The sequence below is a fragment of the Azonexus sp. genome (assembly GCF_049652925.1).
Taxonomy (GTDB): Bacteria; Pseudomonadota; Gammaproteobacteria; order Burkholderiales; family Rhodocyclaceae; genus Azonexus.
This window is the reverse complement of record NZ_JBASFI010000029.1, coordinates 55,269-70,161: the sequence shown is the minus strand read 5'-3', so window position 1 is coordinate 70,161 and position 14,893 is coordinate 55,269. Positions and strand designations below refer to the sequence as shown.

At 59.7% G+C, this 14,893-nt stretch carries 20 protein-coding genes; 11 read left to right on the top strand and 9 right to left on the bottom strand.

What is annotated here, in order from left to right; translation table 11 throughout:
* Positions 1 to 424: 424 nt before the first annotated feature.
* Both WBK19_RS15965 and WBK19_RS15960 read right to left on the bottom strand, forming a co-directional pair.
* On the bottom strand, positions 425 to 2,527 hold the full coding sequence (locus WBK19_RS15965; protein ID WP_511291458.1) for an AAA family ATPase: 2,103 nt from the start codon (positions 2,525 to 2,527) through the stop codon (positions 425 to 427).
* 94 nt (positions 2,528 to 2,621) lie between these two features.
* Positions 2,622 to 2,933, bottom strand: coding sequence for a helix-turn-helix transcriptional regulator (locus WBK19_RS15960; protein WP_511291456.1), 312 nt, complete (start codon positions 2,931 to 2,933; stop codon positions 2,622 to 2,624).
* Between the two features lie 844 nt (positions 2,934 to 3,777).
* Between WBK19_RS15960 and WBK19_RS15955 the strand changes: the two genes are divergently transcribed.
* The 6 genes from WBK19_RS15955 to WBK19_RS15930 all read left to right on the top strand — a co-directional run bounded on the left by WBK19_RS15955 (position 3,778) and on the right by WBK19_RS15930 (position 6,117).
* The gene (locus WBK19_RS15955) at positions 3,778 to 4,161 is read left to right on the top strand and encodes a hypothetical protein (protein ID WP_511291454.1); all 384 of its coding nucleotides are present in this window, start codon (positions 3,778 to 3,780) and stop codon (positions 4,159 to 4,161) included.
* Positions 4,162 to 4,235: 74 nt separating this feature from the next.
* Entirely contained in the window at positions 4,236 to 4,622 is a 387-nt protein-coding gene (locus tag WBK19_RS15950; RefSeq protein ID WP_511291452.1) for a hypothetical protein, read from the top strand.
* An 80-nt stretch (positions 4,623 to 4,702) separates the two neighbouring features.
* Positions 4,703 to 5,155, top strand: coding sequence for a hypothetical protein (locus WBK19_RS15945; RefSeq protein ID WP_511291450.1), 453 nt, complete (start codon positions 4,703 to 4,705; stop codon positions 5,153 to 5,155).
* 2 nt (positions 5,156 to 5,157) lie between these two features.
* Complete coding sequence (locus WBK19_RS15940; RefSeq protein WP_511291448.1) at positions 5,158 to 5,373, top strand: hypothetical protein; 216 nt, start codon at positions 5,158 to 5,160, stop codon at positions 5,371 to 5,373.
* Positions 5,357 to 5,749, top strand: a complete 393-nt coding sequence (locus tag WBK19_RS15935; RefSeq protein WP_511291446.1) for a hypothetical protein — start codon at positions 5,357 to 5,359, stop codon at positions 5,747 to 5,749. The genes WBK19_RS15940 and WBK19_RS15935 overlap by 17 nt, the downstream gene beginning before the upstream one ends.
* Before the next feature lie 35 nt (positions 5,750 to 5,784).
* Positions 5,785 to 6,117: a hypothetical protein gene (locus WBK19_RS15930; RefSeq protein WP_511291444.1), complete on the top strand. Its 333-nt coding sequence runs from the start codon at positions 5,785 to 5,787 to the stop codon at positions 6,115 to 6,117.
* Positions 6,118 to 6,366: 249 nt separating this feature from the next.
* Here WBK19_RS15930 and WBK19_RS15925 read toward each other — a convergent pair whose 3' ends face one another.
* Positions 6,367 to 7,656 (bottom strand): tyrosine-type recombinase/integrase, encoded by a 1,290-nt coding sequence (locus WBK19_RS15925; RefSeq protein WP_511291442.1) that lies wholly within the window; start codon positions 7,654 to 7,656, stop codon positions 6,367 to 6,369.
* Here WBK19_RS15925 and WBK19_RS15920 point away from each other — a divergent pair.
* From WBK19_RS15920 to WBK19_RS15910, 3 genes are read left to right on the top strand one after another with little or no spacing between them, the layout of a single operon-like run.
* The gene (locus tag WBK19_RS15920) at positions 7,625 to 7,948 is read left to right on the top strand and encodes a YgjP-like metallopeptidase domain-containing protein (protein WP_511291440.1); all 324 of its coding nucleotides are present in this window, start codon (positions 7,625 to 7,627) and stop codon (positions 7,946 to 7,948) included. The genes WBK19_RS15925 and WBK19_RS15920 overlap by 32 nt on opposite strands.
* 9 nt (positions 7,949 to 7,957) lie before the next feature.
* Positions 7,958 to 8,341: a lactoylglutathione lyase gene (gene gloA / locus WBK19_RS15915; RefSeq protein ID WP_511291438.1), complete on the top strand. Its 384-nt coding sequence runs from the start codon at positions 7,958 to 7,960 to the stop codon at positions 8,339 to 8,341.
* A 58-nt stretch (positions 8,342 to 8,399) separates the two neighbouring features.
* Positions 8,400 to 9,014, top strand: a complete 615-nt coding sequence (locus WBK19_RS15910; protein ID WP_511291436.1) for a hypothetical protein — start codon at positions 8,400 to 8,402, stop codon at positions 9,012 to 9,014.
* On the opposite strand, the gene WBK19_RS15905 is transcribed toward WBK19_RS15910, so the two are convergent.
* Positions 9,005 to 10,135: a glycosyltransferase family 4 protein gene (locus WBK19_RS15905; RefSeq protein WP_511291434.1), complete on the bottom strand. Its 1,131-nt coding sequence runs from the start codon at positions 10,133 to 10,135 to the stop codon at positions 9,005 to 9,007. The two genes, WBK19_RS15910 and WBK19_RS15905, sit on opposite strands and share 10 nt — an antisense overlap.
* Positions 10,135 to 10,551, bottom strand: coding sequence for a diacylglycerol kinase (locus WBK19_RS15900; protein WP_511291432.1), 417 nt, complete (start codon positions 10,549 to 10,551; stop codon positions 10,135 to 10,137). Before WBK19_RS15900 ends, WBK19_RS15905 begins: the two co-directional genes overlap by 1 nt.
* Positions 10,552 to 10,658: 107 nt before the next feature.
* Here WBK19_RS15900 and WBK19_RS15895 point away from each other — a divergent pair, with 107 nt between their 5' ends.
* The gene (locus WBK19_RS15895; protein ID WP_511291430.1) at positions 10,659 to 11,342 is read left to right on the top strand and encodes a PA4824 family protein; all 684 of its coding nucleotides are present in this window, start codon (positions 10,659 to 10,661) and stop codon (positions 11,340 to 11,342) included.
* 91 nt (positions 11,343 to 11,433) lie between these two features.
* Positions 11,434 to 11,808: a Crp/Fnr family transcriptional regulator gene (locus WBK19_RS15890; RefSeq protein ID WP_511291428.1), complete on the top strand. Its 375-nt coding sequence runs from the start codon at positions 11,434 to 11,436 to the stop codon at positions 11,806 to 11,808.
* Here WBK19_RS15890 and WBK19_RS15885 read toward each other — a convergent pair.
* The 4 genes from WBK19_RS15885 to WBK19_RS15870 all read right to left on the bottom strand — a co-directional run bounded on the left by WBK19_RS15885 (position 11,778) and on the right by WBK19_RS15870 (position 14,757).
* Positions 11,778 to 11,999 (bottom strand): hypothetical protein, encoded by a 222-nt coding sequence (locus WBK19_RS15885; RefSeq protein WP_511291426.1) that lies wholly within the window; start codon positions 11,997 to 11,999, stop codon positions 11,778 to 11,780. The two genes, WBK19_RS15890 and WBK19_RS15885, sit on opposite strands and share 31 nt — an antisense overlap.
* A gap of 11 nt (positions 12,000 to 12,010) precedes the next feature.
* A complete protein-coding gene (locus WBK19_RS15880) occupies positions 12,011 to 13,192 on the bottom strand; it encodes a glycosyltransferase (protein WP_511291424.1) in 1,182 nt (393 codons plus the stop codon).
* Between the two features lies 1 nt (position 13,193).
* Positions 13,194 to 13,991 carry a UDP-2,3-diacylglucosamine diphosphatase gene (locus tag WBK19_RS15875; protein ID WP_511291422.1) on the bottom strand — a complete coding sequence of 266 codons (798 nt, stop codon included), beginning with the start codon at positions 13,989 to 13,991 and terminating at the stop codon, positions 13,194 to 13,196.
* A gap of 226 nt (positions 13,992 to 14,217) precedes the next feature.
* Positions 14,218 to 14,757, bottom strand: a complete 540-nt coding sequence (locus WBK19_RS15870; RefSeq protein ID WP_511291420.1) for a tetratricopeptide repeat protein — start codon at positions 14,755 to 14,757, stop codon at positions 14,218 to 14,220.
* Between the last annotated feature and the right edge of the window lie 136 nt (positions 14,758 to 14,893).

Below are 14,893 nucleotides of genomic sequence, written 5' to 3'. Positions count from 1 at the left end.
CGCCGGTGCATGGGTATTGGCCGCGCTAGCGCCGTCGCCTGTGCCGCCCGCTACGCAGCAGCGCGCCCTCCCCCACCGTACAGCGCTCAGTGCCCTATGGTTCAACGGTGCCGTCTCGTTGGGGGTTTCAGTTTTACCGTCCATTTCGCATTCGGTGGATAACGAAGGTTTAGACGGCTTTCTATCGGCAGGCAGTTGGAGTGATTCGCAACGCGTATGACCTGTTTTTTCAGGGATTGCAACGGCATAAAAAGCGGCACCGAAATGCGCGTTAAAAATACGCGTTGCCCTAAGGGAAAAAACCCGCAACGCGCATTGAAATGCGCGCTTGCTTTCCCGGGTGTTTGCTTTCGCGTTAAAACTCCCAACGCGGAAGCAACGCACAACAACGCGCAACGCGAAAGCGGCCGAGGAACTACCCTTTTCATGCGTCGATCCCTCCCTCAACTGCCCGTAGCCAGGTGTTCCTGCCGCTACCTTCTTTGACGATCTTCACTTTCAATTCGAGGCGAGCGATGGCGTTTCGAAGCTGAGCCTGCGAGAACTTCAGGTATGCCTCCATCTTTTCGCGGTCACCTTCCAGCGTCCTGCCACTGTGGCGCATCCCCTTGGCAAATGCGTCCTTAATCCACTGAAGGACAAACTCCTCCTCCACGTGATGGCGTTCAGCGACGTCCGGTGGCACTACTGGCGGTCTGTTTGCCTCCTCCTCCGACTGAATGACCGTTAGGGATGTGATTTCATCGCCGTCTGCGTCATATCCGAGCGGGACACGAAGCATAGTGAATGGATATGCCTTACCGCTCTCCTCGTCCTTTACCTTGTCGAGTACAAACTGCCCGTCGAGAGGGTCCCATTCATCATCGCGCCAGCACTTGATAGAGAAGTCCAACGCCCCCCACAGACCAGACCAGCCACGCATCCCTGCCGAGGCATTCTTGCCGCTGTGATGCACGACCAGAACAACACCGCCGAGCCGTTGCTGAAGCTCTTGGAAGACGCTGATCATTTCGCCCATACCCTCGCTGGTGTTTTCCTCGATACCCTGACCAGCCTGCGCCAGTGTGTCGATGCATAACACCCCGCCGGCCAAACCCGTTTCGATCAGCGTCGCCACCAGCGTGTCACGGTCGGCTGCTTCTCGGAGGTTCATGCGGTCGGTAATAAAGGCAATCTGGGTGGATACATCACAGCCCGCTCTGCCAGATATTGCCAAACGCCACGCCTGAACACGCTTTGGGATACCGCCCTGCCCCTCGAACGGGATATAGACGGCGGGTGCCTTTCTGACACGGTGCTTGAACCACTCCTGGCCGTTTGCGACATGCGCCAGTAGATCGAGCGTAAGAAATGATTTGAAGGTTCCTGAGTTACCGAAGATGACGCCGACCCCACTATCAGGAATGATTCGCTTAACCAGCCATTGCTGGGGCGGAAGCCTCTGAAGGTCGCCATCGGACAGCAAAGTGAAACGGCGCGCATTGTCGATAGGTCGGGATATGGGTGCCCGGGCACTGTTGCTATTCGGGTTAAGCCAACTGCGTCGTTGCGCTTCCGCAAAGACCGCCTGATAGCCGGTGTGATTCGGTCTGAAGCTGTCCCATTTCTTCGCGGCGTCCTTCGGGTCGAACTTGTCGGAGGTAGCAGACCATTCCATCCACAAGCCGCGCCCGGTGTCTCCTAGTTCTTTCAGTGCGTGCCCCATCGCTACCCAAAGATCGCGGTCATCGGAGCGCATGTGCATCAACGCCGAACGAAGTTCAGTGATGGTTTTTGCCTCCACCTGCACGGTTCCGGCATCTACTTGCACCTGCGCTGCGTTTGTCCGACTGTGCCGTGGTGCAACCTGTGTTGCCACAAAGTCGGCAATGCAAGTCAGCGGCACATCACGAATCATGTTCTCGGTAACCGTGAAGTATCGACCGCCAGAGTAAGCCTCGATCCCGCTCCCGTTGCTGCCGAGCGTGGCGAAGTGCCTGCCATAGCCGATAGCGTGGATACCTTTCCCGCTAGGGCTGCATTCGACATATCCCGGCGCGCTGTTCGCAAGGCTGGCCAATTGGTTGTCAGGAATCTTGTCTAGGTCGATGCCCTGCCAAAATCCACCCGCATCGTCCTGCCCAAGGGCGAAGCCGATGCCAACAAAGCGCCCACCACTACTTGCGACAGCGGCGATAGCTTCATCGTATGACGCCCAAGCGGCGCGGTCAGCCGGAGAGTCCAGAGTGCCGTTGCGCGGGGTGCCGTTGGCGTAAAACGGTTTCTTGTCCTGATTCCACACAAGCCACCGTTTTGCAGCTTGCATAGAGGCGAAAGTGCCGGGCTGCTGGGCGGCTGGGGCGATGATCGGCTGTTGGCCCTCGTACTGCTGCCGACAAAATGCTGCAGGCTGTTGTGCCGCCATCCATTTGTCAAAGCCAGTGCCAACAAGGTTTCCTACACTACCTTTCGTTGTACCTTTGTCTTTGGGTGTTCCTTGCAGCGGGGAGGTTTCAGGTGCCTCCCCGCTGTTTCTCTTCTCGGTCATAGCAGACCTCCCCAGATAGACCTATTCCATACGCAGCCCATACAGACGAACGCGCCCATCGCCAGAAGCGATTGATTGAATGTCGTTCTCATGTTCAAGCCCCTGCAATGTGGGCTTTAGGGCGGTTCGGTAGCAGCCAGTCCGGCAATGCCGAGGCGGCTTTCGGTGCCAGAGACTCCGCTGACGCAGTAGGTTCGACCGTCTGGCTCTCAAGCCAACGAACTACTTCTATCGGGTCATAGCGAACGAGGTCACCAACCTTGATAAAGGCGGGTCCGCGATTGCGAGAAACCCATGCGGTCAGTGTGCCAACCTCAACCCCAAGAATCGGGGCTAGTTGTTTGCGAGACAAAAGCCCCTGCGATGCAAGCAGCTTTTCAGTGATGGTGAGACGAGGCTTTTCCATGATGCGTAACTCCAAAACGCCCTCGTCGGGTTTATTGAGTTACGCGAGTCCATCACGAACGGCGGGAAGCGGACTTAGGCGGTGACCCGGTACTTAACGTGACCGGGATGGATGCTGATGCACTTAACTGCACCAGCAGGCACAGCTTAACAAACTCCCCATGGCAGCGTTTGATGTCAATACGTCAAACCCGCCTAGGGTCGTTCGCGCCAATGGTGGCACCAACATTCATCCGGCGTCAAATCAGCAAATAGCCATCTTTATGTAGGGTTATGTGATATTGCGAAATCGCAGGCAGTTAACCACTGAATCGCAACGACTTGACCGGCGCTGCAGGGGGATCTGGGGTGATGTAACAGTGCCAGCATTGGCAAAAGGAGAAGGGAACGGCAGGACTCAGATATAGACATTCGACAACTGTTGACATTCCTCTGGTGTAGGCATAGCCTAAAAAAAGCATCTTGATATTTATTGCGGATGCGGCGCAATGCCGCTCAGCTGGGTATCCGTCCCTTTTATTGACGGATAGGGCGCGGGACATCTCGCGTTCGATTATGAATGCTGCGACATCGACATACGTGAGCGCAGCGGCAACTGATGGCAACGAAGGGCGTTGCCGTGAAATTCATAGTCCCAGGAGTCCGCACGATGTTGTTTCTCGCCACCACAGCGCCCCTGTGCGCCGTTCCTCTCGTAAGCCATATTCTGGCCTTTTCGGCCCAATCTCCACAACTGCAGGCACCCAGGCTTCTCGCCACTGTTCGTTGGCTGGATATCGATCTGTGCGTCCTTCCTTTCGGCAGCGCCGTGCGGTTCAATCGGCACATGCCTCTGGGGGCTTAACATGCGAAATTCTGCTTTCGTTTCGCCGCGCCAGTTTGCCCACCATCTGCCGGGCGAAATCGTGACCGCATTGGTCCGCAATCCGCTGCAAAGCCCAAAGACCAAAGGGAAGGCCCGACCAGTCATCCTGCTTCAGCGCGATAGAGCGCATTGGTTGGTGATGGGCCTAACCACGTTGGATCACTTCGCTGACGGCACCCCACGGCGCTCCGTGCCAAATCCATCCGCCTGCGGCCTCGGCGCCGGTGTTTCCTATCTTTGGGGGCTGGCAAGCTGGGTGAGTGTATTGGACATTGGCGACCACATCGGCGATGCCGATAAAGACCTGCTCTGCGTTTTGACAGCCCTTGGCGTCGAGGCCGCTGATCTGACTCGGGCCCATTGACTTTCCATCTGCCTAATTTTTCTTTTCACCCCGAGCAGCGGCGGGCCATCCGCTGATTTTAGAAAGGAAACAACATGGGATTTTTCGACTTCATTGGCAATGTTTGCAGCACCGCTATCGACGGCATTAAAAACGGGGCGGATTTCATCGCAGAGAACCCCGGTACGGCTTTGGCCGTCGCAGGGTTGACGGTTGCATCTGGAGGCTTGGCCTTGGCTACAGCCCCAGCAATTGCGGCAACTGCAGGAAGCGCTGGAATTTTGGGGGCCGCAAGTACGGGAGCGACAATTAGCACGCTGTCGGGTGCGGCACTGACTAACGCTTCGCTGGCTGCTATTGGTGGTGGCGCGTTGGCCGCTGGCGGTGGCGGCATAGCAGCAGGCACCAGCATGATTGCGGCTGCCGGCGCGGTCACTGGTGGCGTTGCTTCTTCGGCGATTGCCGCCAAGACTCGGGAGTGAACCACATGGGTGCTGCACGACAAGCCGTGTAGCACCCCAACCCCTGTATTCCCCGCCATCTCACCATGAACGGAAAAACTATGCAGCTACCCCATGCCCCTACTGTGCCAATCGACGTTGTGCGTGAACTCTTCTCGGCCATGTCAGGCGAGACTACTGTGGGTTTCGACGAGGCTGATTTCGCGGCACTGCCACCCCTTTCCCGGATCAGCACATCCTGCGTGCTTTCACGCGGCCTGGATGATATCGATCGTGCCGTCGAGATGGCATGGCCAAATCCTGCGGGCAGTGAGCATCTTGGCGCCTTGGTTGTGGTGCGCGCCAACGGCATGGAGATGGCGCGCTATCGCGAAATTGCGCGCCAACTGCACAGGATGATGCCGGACAAAGCGCCACTTTTCTTAAGCATTAGTCAGAACAGCAAACTGCCAAAAGGGAGCGTTTTCATCACCATTCTTGCGGTTTCTCATCCCCAAGGGAATGTCGCCGTCGCAACCAATCAACCGAGCAGCCAGCACCATTCGGAGGGTTAACCATGAACGTCGCTCAAGTCCTGTTACGCCTTCATTTTTGCGAGCACGCGTTGCAAGCGCTAGTCGCTACGCATCCCGCGCCACAAAAATTTCGCGCCGCGGCTGAAGAAATCTTTGAGTCCGCCTTGTCTCCAAATGCCAACCCAGAATTCGTGAAAGAGCGCGACGCCTTTTTTCACAGGCTGTTTGTCGGGAGCAATCATGGACACGACAAATAACAGCAAGGACGAAGTTGTTGTCTTTTGTCACGGGGGTTGCGGCAGCTTTATGACGTTTAAAAAGGCTTCGGTATGGCCCGGGGACTTTTTTGGCTGCGAAAAAAACAGATTCGGCTTCGAGTGCGAGGGAGTATTTCTGCCGCTAACGCCAGGAAAGATAAGGACGATAACCGAGTACAGGGCAACCGGCTTCTACCGAATTCGCGATGAATGGCCTTCCCAAGCATCGATCGACGAGCATTGGGGGTCTTACGAGTGTTGGGCGCGCCACGTCGCGGCCATTGTGACCAACAAAGCAGCATTAACGTCACGTGGAGTAAGGATCATCGAAACAACCCGCGACCTTCTCGTTTGGCACGAGCCGCTACCTAAATGAGTCAGTATTTTTTGTCAAAAAATGGAGGTTTAACAATGGACGATTTTGAAACGATCAATGACTTGGCGGAAGCCTTGCAGGCACAGAATCTTCTTCATCACGACTCGGACGATCACCCTGTGTTGAACGGAGACGTCATCGAAACGGTCGTGGCTATCAGCGAACGCCAAGCCTACACCGAGGAGCATTATTCGCTATTCCTGGACGCCAATGTTTTGAATGGGGATCGCGACTTTTATGCTGCCCGGATTAATCAAGATGACGAACCGGACTTTCAAGAGCGCCCCCCTGAAGCATTCCGTTCGTTTTTGTCGAAGTCGTGGGATGTCCTTCAACGCGAGGAAAGGAGCGGCAGGTTTCGGAGCTGAGCAGCCGCCTGCATGGCCGCTGCTGCGGGATGCTGACCGGCTGCTTTTGGCCGGCTTGAGAAATTGAAGCTGCAAATTAGCTCGCCGAATACCGGCCGTTCGGCGCCCTCCAGCACGAGAAATTCAAATGTAACAGCCAACGGCAGATAGTGGCCGATATCTGCCACATACATCTTGGTCGAGCCAATGAACTTCAGTGGTTAGGTGGGGCGACATCATGCAGTCATCTCGGTCAAGATTTCGCGCCCCTCAAGCACGAGAAGGGATTGCCATAACATTTGCGCCGGACTGCTGGGCGGCATAGATCGCCCCCTGCTGCTCGAACCAATCCGCTATCGCTTGGGCTTGCGGCAGGTAGTGCCGCAAGTCTTCCGAATCACGGTAATGCTTTGCCGTGACCCCCGTGGGCGCATGGCCGGTAAGCAGCTCAACGATATGGCTCTGAATGCCCACCGTCTCCCCTGCCTGCACCAGCCCGCGCCTGAAGTCGTGGGCACTGATCTTTCCGCCAGCAATGTCGCCAACGTGGTGGAGCGTCTTGTAGAGAATTTTGACGTGGCTTTTCCGAGTACGACCGACAAAGACATAGGGGTTGCCAGTTTGCCGACGCTCCCATTGCAGACGCAGTAACCGATTGAGCGTAGTTGTGATCGGCAGCATAAGGCGGCGATGCTGTTTGGTTTCGGTGAATTCGATATACGGCTTTTCGTCGTCCAGATGAACCGCCGTCCATTTGAGGGTTGCCAGTTCGTTGAAGCGGGCACCAACGATCATCAGGCAAAGCGCCAGCGCAGCATTGTGGTTATCGTTCGGGGTGAATTTATCTGCATCCAGCCTTTGCTCCAGCAGATGCCAGACCGCCCCGGTGCGGTCAGTTGGGACGCGGCGCGTGCGCGGTTTGACATGGTTGTATTTCACAAGCTGCCGGAAGGCGATGACCACAGGGTTATGGGCGCAGATCGTAGGGATACCCTCGGCGTTGATGCTCTTGTCCCGAACCCATGAAAACAAGCTCCTGAGCGTGCCCATGACGATGTTGGCTTGCACTGGTGCCCGTTCGCTAATCTCGCGGAATCGTTGCGCCACCATCAGGTGAGTAATGCTGGTCATGGGCTTGCTGCACCAGTCAGCTAGATTGTGTTCTACGTGACCTCGGAGCTTTTCCTTCGTGCTCTCCCGAAGGGGGCCGTAGGCACTGCGCCTATTTTGGAGGTAGTCCTCAAGGGCTTCCTGCAGAGTGACGCCTTCGATCTTGACCTGCTTTTTGCGTTCAACCGGCGAGGTGCCTTGACGCATCAAAAGCAGGGCGGCGTGGCACTGAACACGGGCATCCTCAACAGAAAGCTGATCGGATCTCCCAAGCGTCACCCGAACCGTTTTTCCTTGAACCTGCCCCTGGGCGATATACGCTCTCGACCCGGCTGCAGTGATACGAACTGCCAGCCCTCGCTCTTTGGCACACCAATGGAATGCCTGCCCCTTCGCTGGAATAGGGAGGGATGCCACAATGTCGTCTGTGAGCTTGATTTTCTTGACCATGAACCGTTCTCCTAAGTATGAGGCTATCACCTACACGACCAGCCGTGTATGGAGTTTGTACGGGGATTCCTGTGCTTTCCCGTACATGCTGATACACCTACATGCTAGGATATTTTTTCGTAAGATATTGATTTATATGTACACATACACCGATACATGCCTACGTGTATGGAACAATAACAACTTGAACCACAGCCCGCGCTTCTGGTCTGTGGTTGAGCAACTTTGCCCGGACTGGAAGACGCGCCGGCTTGAACTGCGCCAACTGGCCCGGCAAATCCCCCACTTTTAAGGAACACGCATGCGCATTCTGCACACCATGATCCGCGTCGGCGATCTCGACAAATCCATCGCTTTCTACACCGAAATCCTCGGCATGCAGCTCCTGCGCCGCACCGACTTCCCGGAAGGCCGCTTCACGCTGGCCTTCGTCGGCTATGGCGACGAAGCCAGCGAAGCCGTGCTCGAACTGACCCACAACTGGGACACGCCGAGCTACGAGCTGGGCACCGGCTACGGCCACATCGCGCTGGCCGTGCCCGATGCGGCTGCCGCCTGCGCCGCGATCAAGGCGCGCGGCGGCAAGGTCGTGCGCGAAGCCGGGCCTATGAAGCATGGCTCGACGATCATCGCTTTCGTTGAAGATCCGGATGGCTACAAGATCGAGCTGATCCAGCGCGCCTGACCGACATCAAGGCCACGCTCTGGCCGGCTGGGCATACTGCAGCCTCAAGGAGATCACAATGGCCTTTCCCGAATTCTTTTCCCGCGTTCCCACCATCACGCTGCGCGACCCGCTGGCCGAACTGCTCGGCGCGGCGGCGGGCGGGCTGATCGAATACGGCTTTGCCGATGCGGTCAAACTGGCCGGGCATTCCTGCCCGACGGTGGCCGGGGCCTGGCTGACCAGCGTGCGTGCCTTGCGCGCGCTTTATGGCAACGAGATTCCCGTCCGCGGCAACATTGCTGTCGCCCTCCATGAAAGCATCGATACTGGCGTCGCCGGCGTCATCGCCAGTGTCGCCACGCTACTGACCGGCGCGGCCGGCGATGGCGGTTTCAAGGGGCTGGGCGGACAGCATGTCCGGCGCGGCTTGCTGCGCTTCGGCGTGAGCGGCAGCGTCGGCATGACGTTTACCCGGCTCGATACGAATGCCACGGTCAACGGGAATTTTCGCCCAAATTTGATATCGGCCGATCCGCGCCTCGGCGAATTGCTGCCCGCCGTCGTCCAGGGCACGGCCAGTCCGGCCGAGAAAAAACTGTTCGGGGAACTCTGGCAGGATCGCGTCAAACGCATCCTGATCGACCACGGTGACGATCCGGCCGTGGTTGAACTGCATATGATTCAGGGCTGAGTCGCCATCGCTTCACGCGCTACGTTCTCAAAAGTTTCGACGACGCCGGCCCAACTGCGCGGCAGCATCGTCTTGCGCGCCGCTTCGGCCATTTCGCCGAGGCGCTCGGCTTCGTCGAGCATCCACAGCGCACCTTCGACGTAGCCGCGCTCGTCACCGGGCGAAGCGACCATGCCGTTTTGCTGCTGGGCGATCAGTTCGGCGGCTGCGGCGCTACGGTAGGCGATGACCGGCAGACCGCTGGCCATCGCCTCGGCGACGACGTTGCCGTAGGTCTCGGTCAGGCTGGGGAAGAGAAAGAGGTCGGCGCTGGCGTAATGGGCGGCCAGATCTTCGCCAATGCGCATGCCGGCGAAATGGTGATCGGGATGATCGGCGGCCAGTTGTTTGGCTGAAGGGCCGTCGCCGACCCAGACCATTTTGGCTTTCGGATGCCAGACCTGAATGGCGGCAAAGGTCTTTTTGACCAGCGCCAGATTCTTCTCGGCCGCCACCCGTCCGACGTAAAGACAAGCCGGGCCATCGCCTTCGACGCCCCAGTTCTCGCGCAGGGCGGCGCTGCGGCGGGCCGGATCATAAAGTTCGGTATCGACGCCACGGCCGACGACGCGTACGCCGGTCAGCCCTTCGCCGGCCAGGTCGGCGGCCAATGCGGCCGTCGGCACCATGGTCGCCAGCGTCCGCCGGTGCAGGGTGCGCAAGTAGGCGGCGACGGCCGGGCGCATCCAGCCCATGCCGTAATGCACGCTATAGCGGTCGAAATTGGTGTGGAAGCCCGAGGTGACCGGGATGCCCATTTTGCGGGCGACGCTGACGGCCGACCAGCCGAGCGGCCCTTCGGTCACGACATGGACCAGATCGGGCCGGTGCTGGCGCCATTGGCGGGCCAGCCGACGCCCGGCCGGCAGACCGAAGCGCAGGCCGGGGTAGCCGGGCAGCGGGAAGCCGGGCAAGGCCAGTTCGTGTTCGCTGCCGGCATCACCCTTGGATTGCCGCGGCCGGATGACGCTGACCCGGTGGCCGCGCTCGCGCAGGCCACCGACCAGCCGGCCAACGGTCATCGCCACGCCGTTAACTTCGGGCGGGAAGGTTTCGGTGACGAAGGCAATGACCAGTGACATCAGGCGATCTCCATGAGCACGCAGGCCCAGACGAACATGACGAGGATCAGCGAAACAAGCACCGCGGCGCTGCCGATGTCCTTGGCGCGCTTGGCCAGGCGATGGTTTTCCAGGCTGACGCGGTCGACCACGGCTTCGATGGCCGAATTGAGCAGCTCAACGATGAGGACGAGCAGCACGCTGGCGATCATCAGCCCACGCCCCAGCCATGGCACGGGCAACAGGAAGGCCGCCGGGATAAGCAGCGCCGCGAGGATGACTTCCTGGCGGAAGGCGTCTTCGCACAGGTAAGCGGCCTTGAGGCCGGCCAGCGAGTAGGTCAGCGCATTCCACACCCGGCGCAGTCCGGTCTTGCCCTTGAAGGGCGATTCGTTGGCCGGATCGAGGCCGAGTTCGTTCGACGAGGGTTCCTGCATGAAATCTCCGCGAAAGCGCTCACGTTAATCAGGTAGCGCTAAGCTTTGATGACAGCCGGAGTCATCGCTCTGTCACAATTCAAACCTACGCTCGTCCGAATATGCCCATGCGCCTGCTTTCCGCCCTGCTCTTCCTGCTCGCCGCCCTGCCGGCCGCCCACGCCGCCCGCCCGATGATCACCGACGATGCGCGGCTGACCGATGGCGGCGCCTGCCAAGTCGAATCCTGGGTACACCTGCACGGTAGCCAGCACGAGCTCTGGGCCTTGCCAGCCTGCAACCCGGGCGGCAATTTCGAGCTGACTTTCGGCGGCGCGCTGGCCTATGCTGACGGCCATCAGGAAAGCGGCGCCATGGTCATTCAGGGCAAGACCCTGCTCAAGCCGCTGGAAACCAATGGTTACGGCGTCGGTTTCGCCGCCGGTTATGCCACGCAGCCGGGCAGCGCACACACCGGCAACCCGTATTTCCACGTGCCGGTCAGCTTTTCGCTGGCCGACGACCGGGTGGTTATCCACACCAACCTCGGCTACACCCGCGAACGCGAAAACCAGGAAAATCGCCTGACCTGGGGCCTCGGCAGCGAAATCCAGATCACCAACCGGGCCTGGCTGATTGCCGAAAGCTATGGCCAGGACAAGGGCAATCCATTTTTCCAGATGGGCGTCCGTTACTGGATCGTGCCCAACCACGTCCAGATCGACACTACCTACGGCAGCCGGTTTGGCGCCATCAGCGACCAGCACTGGTTTTCGGTTGGCCTGCGCCTGATCTCGCCGACCTTGTTCTAGGTCAAGCCCGGCTTATCTGTAATATTCCTGCAATGATGCAGAAGCCCGCCTATGCTAAAAGGCCTAGTCTCGTTCATCCGGAAATGTAACCATGGTTTTCTTCGAGCTGTTTACGCACAACCCCACCATCATCAAGGTCGCCCCGGGCGCCGCCCTGTTTTCCGAGAATGAGGACGGCCAAATGATGTACGTCCTGACGACTGGCACGGCCGAAGTCATCGTCAACAACCGGGTCGTCGAAAGCCTCGAGCATGGCAGCATCGTTGGCGAAATGGGCATCGTTTCACCCGGGCCGCGCTCGGCCAGCGTAGTCGCCGTGACCGAATGCGAGTTCGTCGAAGTCGACGAAAAGCGCTTCCAGTTTCTCGTTCAGCAAACGCCGTTTTTCGCCACCCAGGTCATGCGCGTCATGGCCGAACGCCTGCGCAAGGTCAATCAGTTGGTGACACCGCTCGAAGACATCTGAGCGCCGGGCGCCAACCGGTGTTCGCCGCACCAGCCATGCGGCCCGACGACCGGATGGCGCCAGTGATGGGCTTCGCGCGGCGAACTGTCGCCGGCGAAGACCGGCGGATAGCGATGGCACAGGCCGGTGAGCGCATCGCTCGGCCGGAAGTAGGCGCAGCGGACGCAGCAAGCGTCGGAATGGTCGTTCATCGGGCTGGCGATCAGATTGCTACGGTCAACCGGAATTTCTGGCCAATTTTGCAATTGGTCAGTTCGCCGTAAAGGCGCGCCAGCCGCTCGGCCATCGCCACATCGGTCCATTCCTGCGCGTAGATCGGCGCTTCATCGTTGAGGTGGCGCCATGATTCGGGATGCTTGAGAAACTGGCCGAGCACTTCACCGAAAGCCCGCGGGTCGTTCGGCGGCGAGAAGGCGCCGCGCGCCGGCGCCAGAATGTCGGTCGTCCCCATTTCGGACAGCGCGATGACCGGCACGCCGGCCGCCATCGCTTCGAGCAGGACCAGGCCCTGCGTTTCAGTGCGTGAGGCAAAGACGAAAACATTGGCCGCAGCATAGCAATCGGGCAGCGCCTGCTGGCGGTCGAGGTAGCCGATGAACTGGACGGCATCCTGCACGCCCAGCGCCGCGGTCTGCGCCTTGAGGTCGGCCATGGCCGGGCCTTCGCCAGCGATGACGAGCAGCGCGTCGGGGCGGATCTGGCGGGCCTGGACGAGGGCTTCGAGCAGGAAGCCGATATTCTTTTCATGGGCGACGCGGCCGACGAAGAGCGCCATCGGGCGGGATTCGGCTATGCCGAACTTCCGACGAAAGCGCATACCGTTGCCGCCGGCGAATTGCGCCATCGGAATGCCGGTGGGCAGGACGCGCATCGGCGATGTCACGCCATAGCTTTCAAGCCGCTGACGCATCGCCGTCGACGGCACGATCACGGCATCGAGCTGGTTGCATTGCCGGCGTGACAAGGCCCGCGCCTGGCCGCGCAACCAGCTCGGCGGGATCGGCTTGGCGTAGTGCTGCAGATATTCCTCGAACAACGTGTGATAGGTCGCCACCACCGGCAGGCCGAGCTTGCGCCCGGCCTTGAGGCCGGCGTAGTGGGCGATGAACGGGGTCTGGACGTGGATCAGGTCGCAGTCCTGCGCCGCTTCGAGCACCGACCGGTGCATGGCCCGCCAGCCGACCAGCCGGTCTTCGCGGTCGCCCGGCACCGGTCGGCCGGCGACGCGAACGATGCCCGGCTCATCAACCTCGTTGCCATAACGCGGGACGACCAGCTTGACCTCGACGCCATGCGCCGACAGCGTGCGGCGGAAGGTCTCGATGGAAGTCGAGACGCCATTGACGCGGGGAAAATACACGTCGGAAACCATCAAAACACGCATCTCAGGCCTCTACAGTTTCGGCAACGGATTGGACAACCGGGGCGGCCAGCATGGGCACCGGCTTTTGTTCGCCCCAGGTGACCAGTTCGAGCCGGCCGTCGAAGTGTTCGACGATGGCCGTGCAGGAATCGACCCAGTCGCCGCAATTCACGTACGTCAGGCCGTCGATCTCGCGGATCGTCGCCCAGTGGATGTGGCCGCAGATGACGCCGTCCAGGCCCCGCTCCTTGGCGTGGTGGATGGCCGATTCCTCGAAATCGAAAATGAAGGTCAGCGCCGTCTTGACCTTGCGCTTGGCGTAGCCGGCCAACGACCAGTAGCCGGAAATACCGAGCTTGCGCCGCCCCCAGGAGAGCAGGCTGTTGATGCGGACGAGCATTTCGTAAGCCTTGTCGCCGAGCACGGCGACCCAGCGATGATGACGCGTCACCTGGTCGAACTGGTCGCCGTGGATGAGCAGGAAGCGGCGGCCATCCAGGGTTTCGTGGACCAGTTCGTCGATGACCTCGACCTCGCCGAAAACGATGCCGCAGTAATCGCGCAGCACTTCGTCGTGATTGCCCGGGATGAAGACCACGCGGTCGCCATGGCGGGCCCGGCGCAGCAGCTTCTGGACGACGGTGTTCTGCGCTTGCGACCAGTTGATGCTGCGGCTCATCGCCCAGAAATCGACGATGTCGCCGATCAGGAAAGTCTGTTCGGCCGGATGTTCGCGCAGAAAATCGAGGAGTCTGTCCGCCTGGCACGCCCGCGTGCCAAGGTGGATGTCGGAGAGAAAAACGCTTCTGACCTTGGGCATGACCGCACGATACGGCCAGCCCGTGACCTCAAAGTTACTGTTCCGTTAAGCTTTTGTTGCAACGGCAACGCCTTCCGGAGAGGTGCCGTGCGACCGGCAGGAAATCACTGACCTTCCCCGGCATTTCGTTTTTGGACATTTTTTCCGGTTGACCGTGGGAATCGCCGGCAACGCCCAATCACCGGTCATTGCTTGGCAACCTGCCGCAACACTTCCCAAGAACTGGCTATTTCGGGCGGGCGAGGGCCGCCGCCGGTTGTGTCGGCATGGACAATTCCAGCGCCACCTTGAGCGGCTCTTCGCCCATCGTCCGGACCAGAGCTTCGCGCTCCAGCACGGCATCCGTTTGCTTGGCAGCGGCGGCCCGACTGAGCCAGACGTAGGCGCGCGCCGAATCCTGCGCCAGCCCCAGGCCATCGCGATAAAACCGCCCCAGTTCAAGCATGGCATCGGGATTTCCCGTTGCCGCGGCCAACTGCACCCATTTTGCCGCCTGCCCGACATCCTTCGGTCGATTGTTCCCGGTCGCCAGGTCGCGGCCGAGTTGAAGCATCGCACCTACATCGCCGTTTTCGGCGGCTGTCTGCAGTTTATTGCCCTGGGCTTCCGGCGCTTTCCCGGCATCGGTAGCCGCATTGGCCGCAAGGCGCTGTACCTCGCCGCTCGCCGTGCCGTCACCGGGTTGTACTGTCGAGGCAATCCCCAATTGCCCGCTCTCCGCCTCCTGCCAAAGCTCAGCAGCCGTCAATGCACCGAGAGTCAGCAATACCGCCGCAGCACCGTTGATTATCGGACGTTCCAGAGCTGCGCCCCTGATAGCAAGAAAACGATACGTGCAGTCAAGGCAACGATAAGGGCGATGGCTCGCCGAGGACAGTTTTTCATGCTTCGAGTGCCATTTT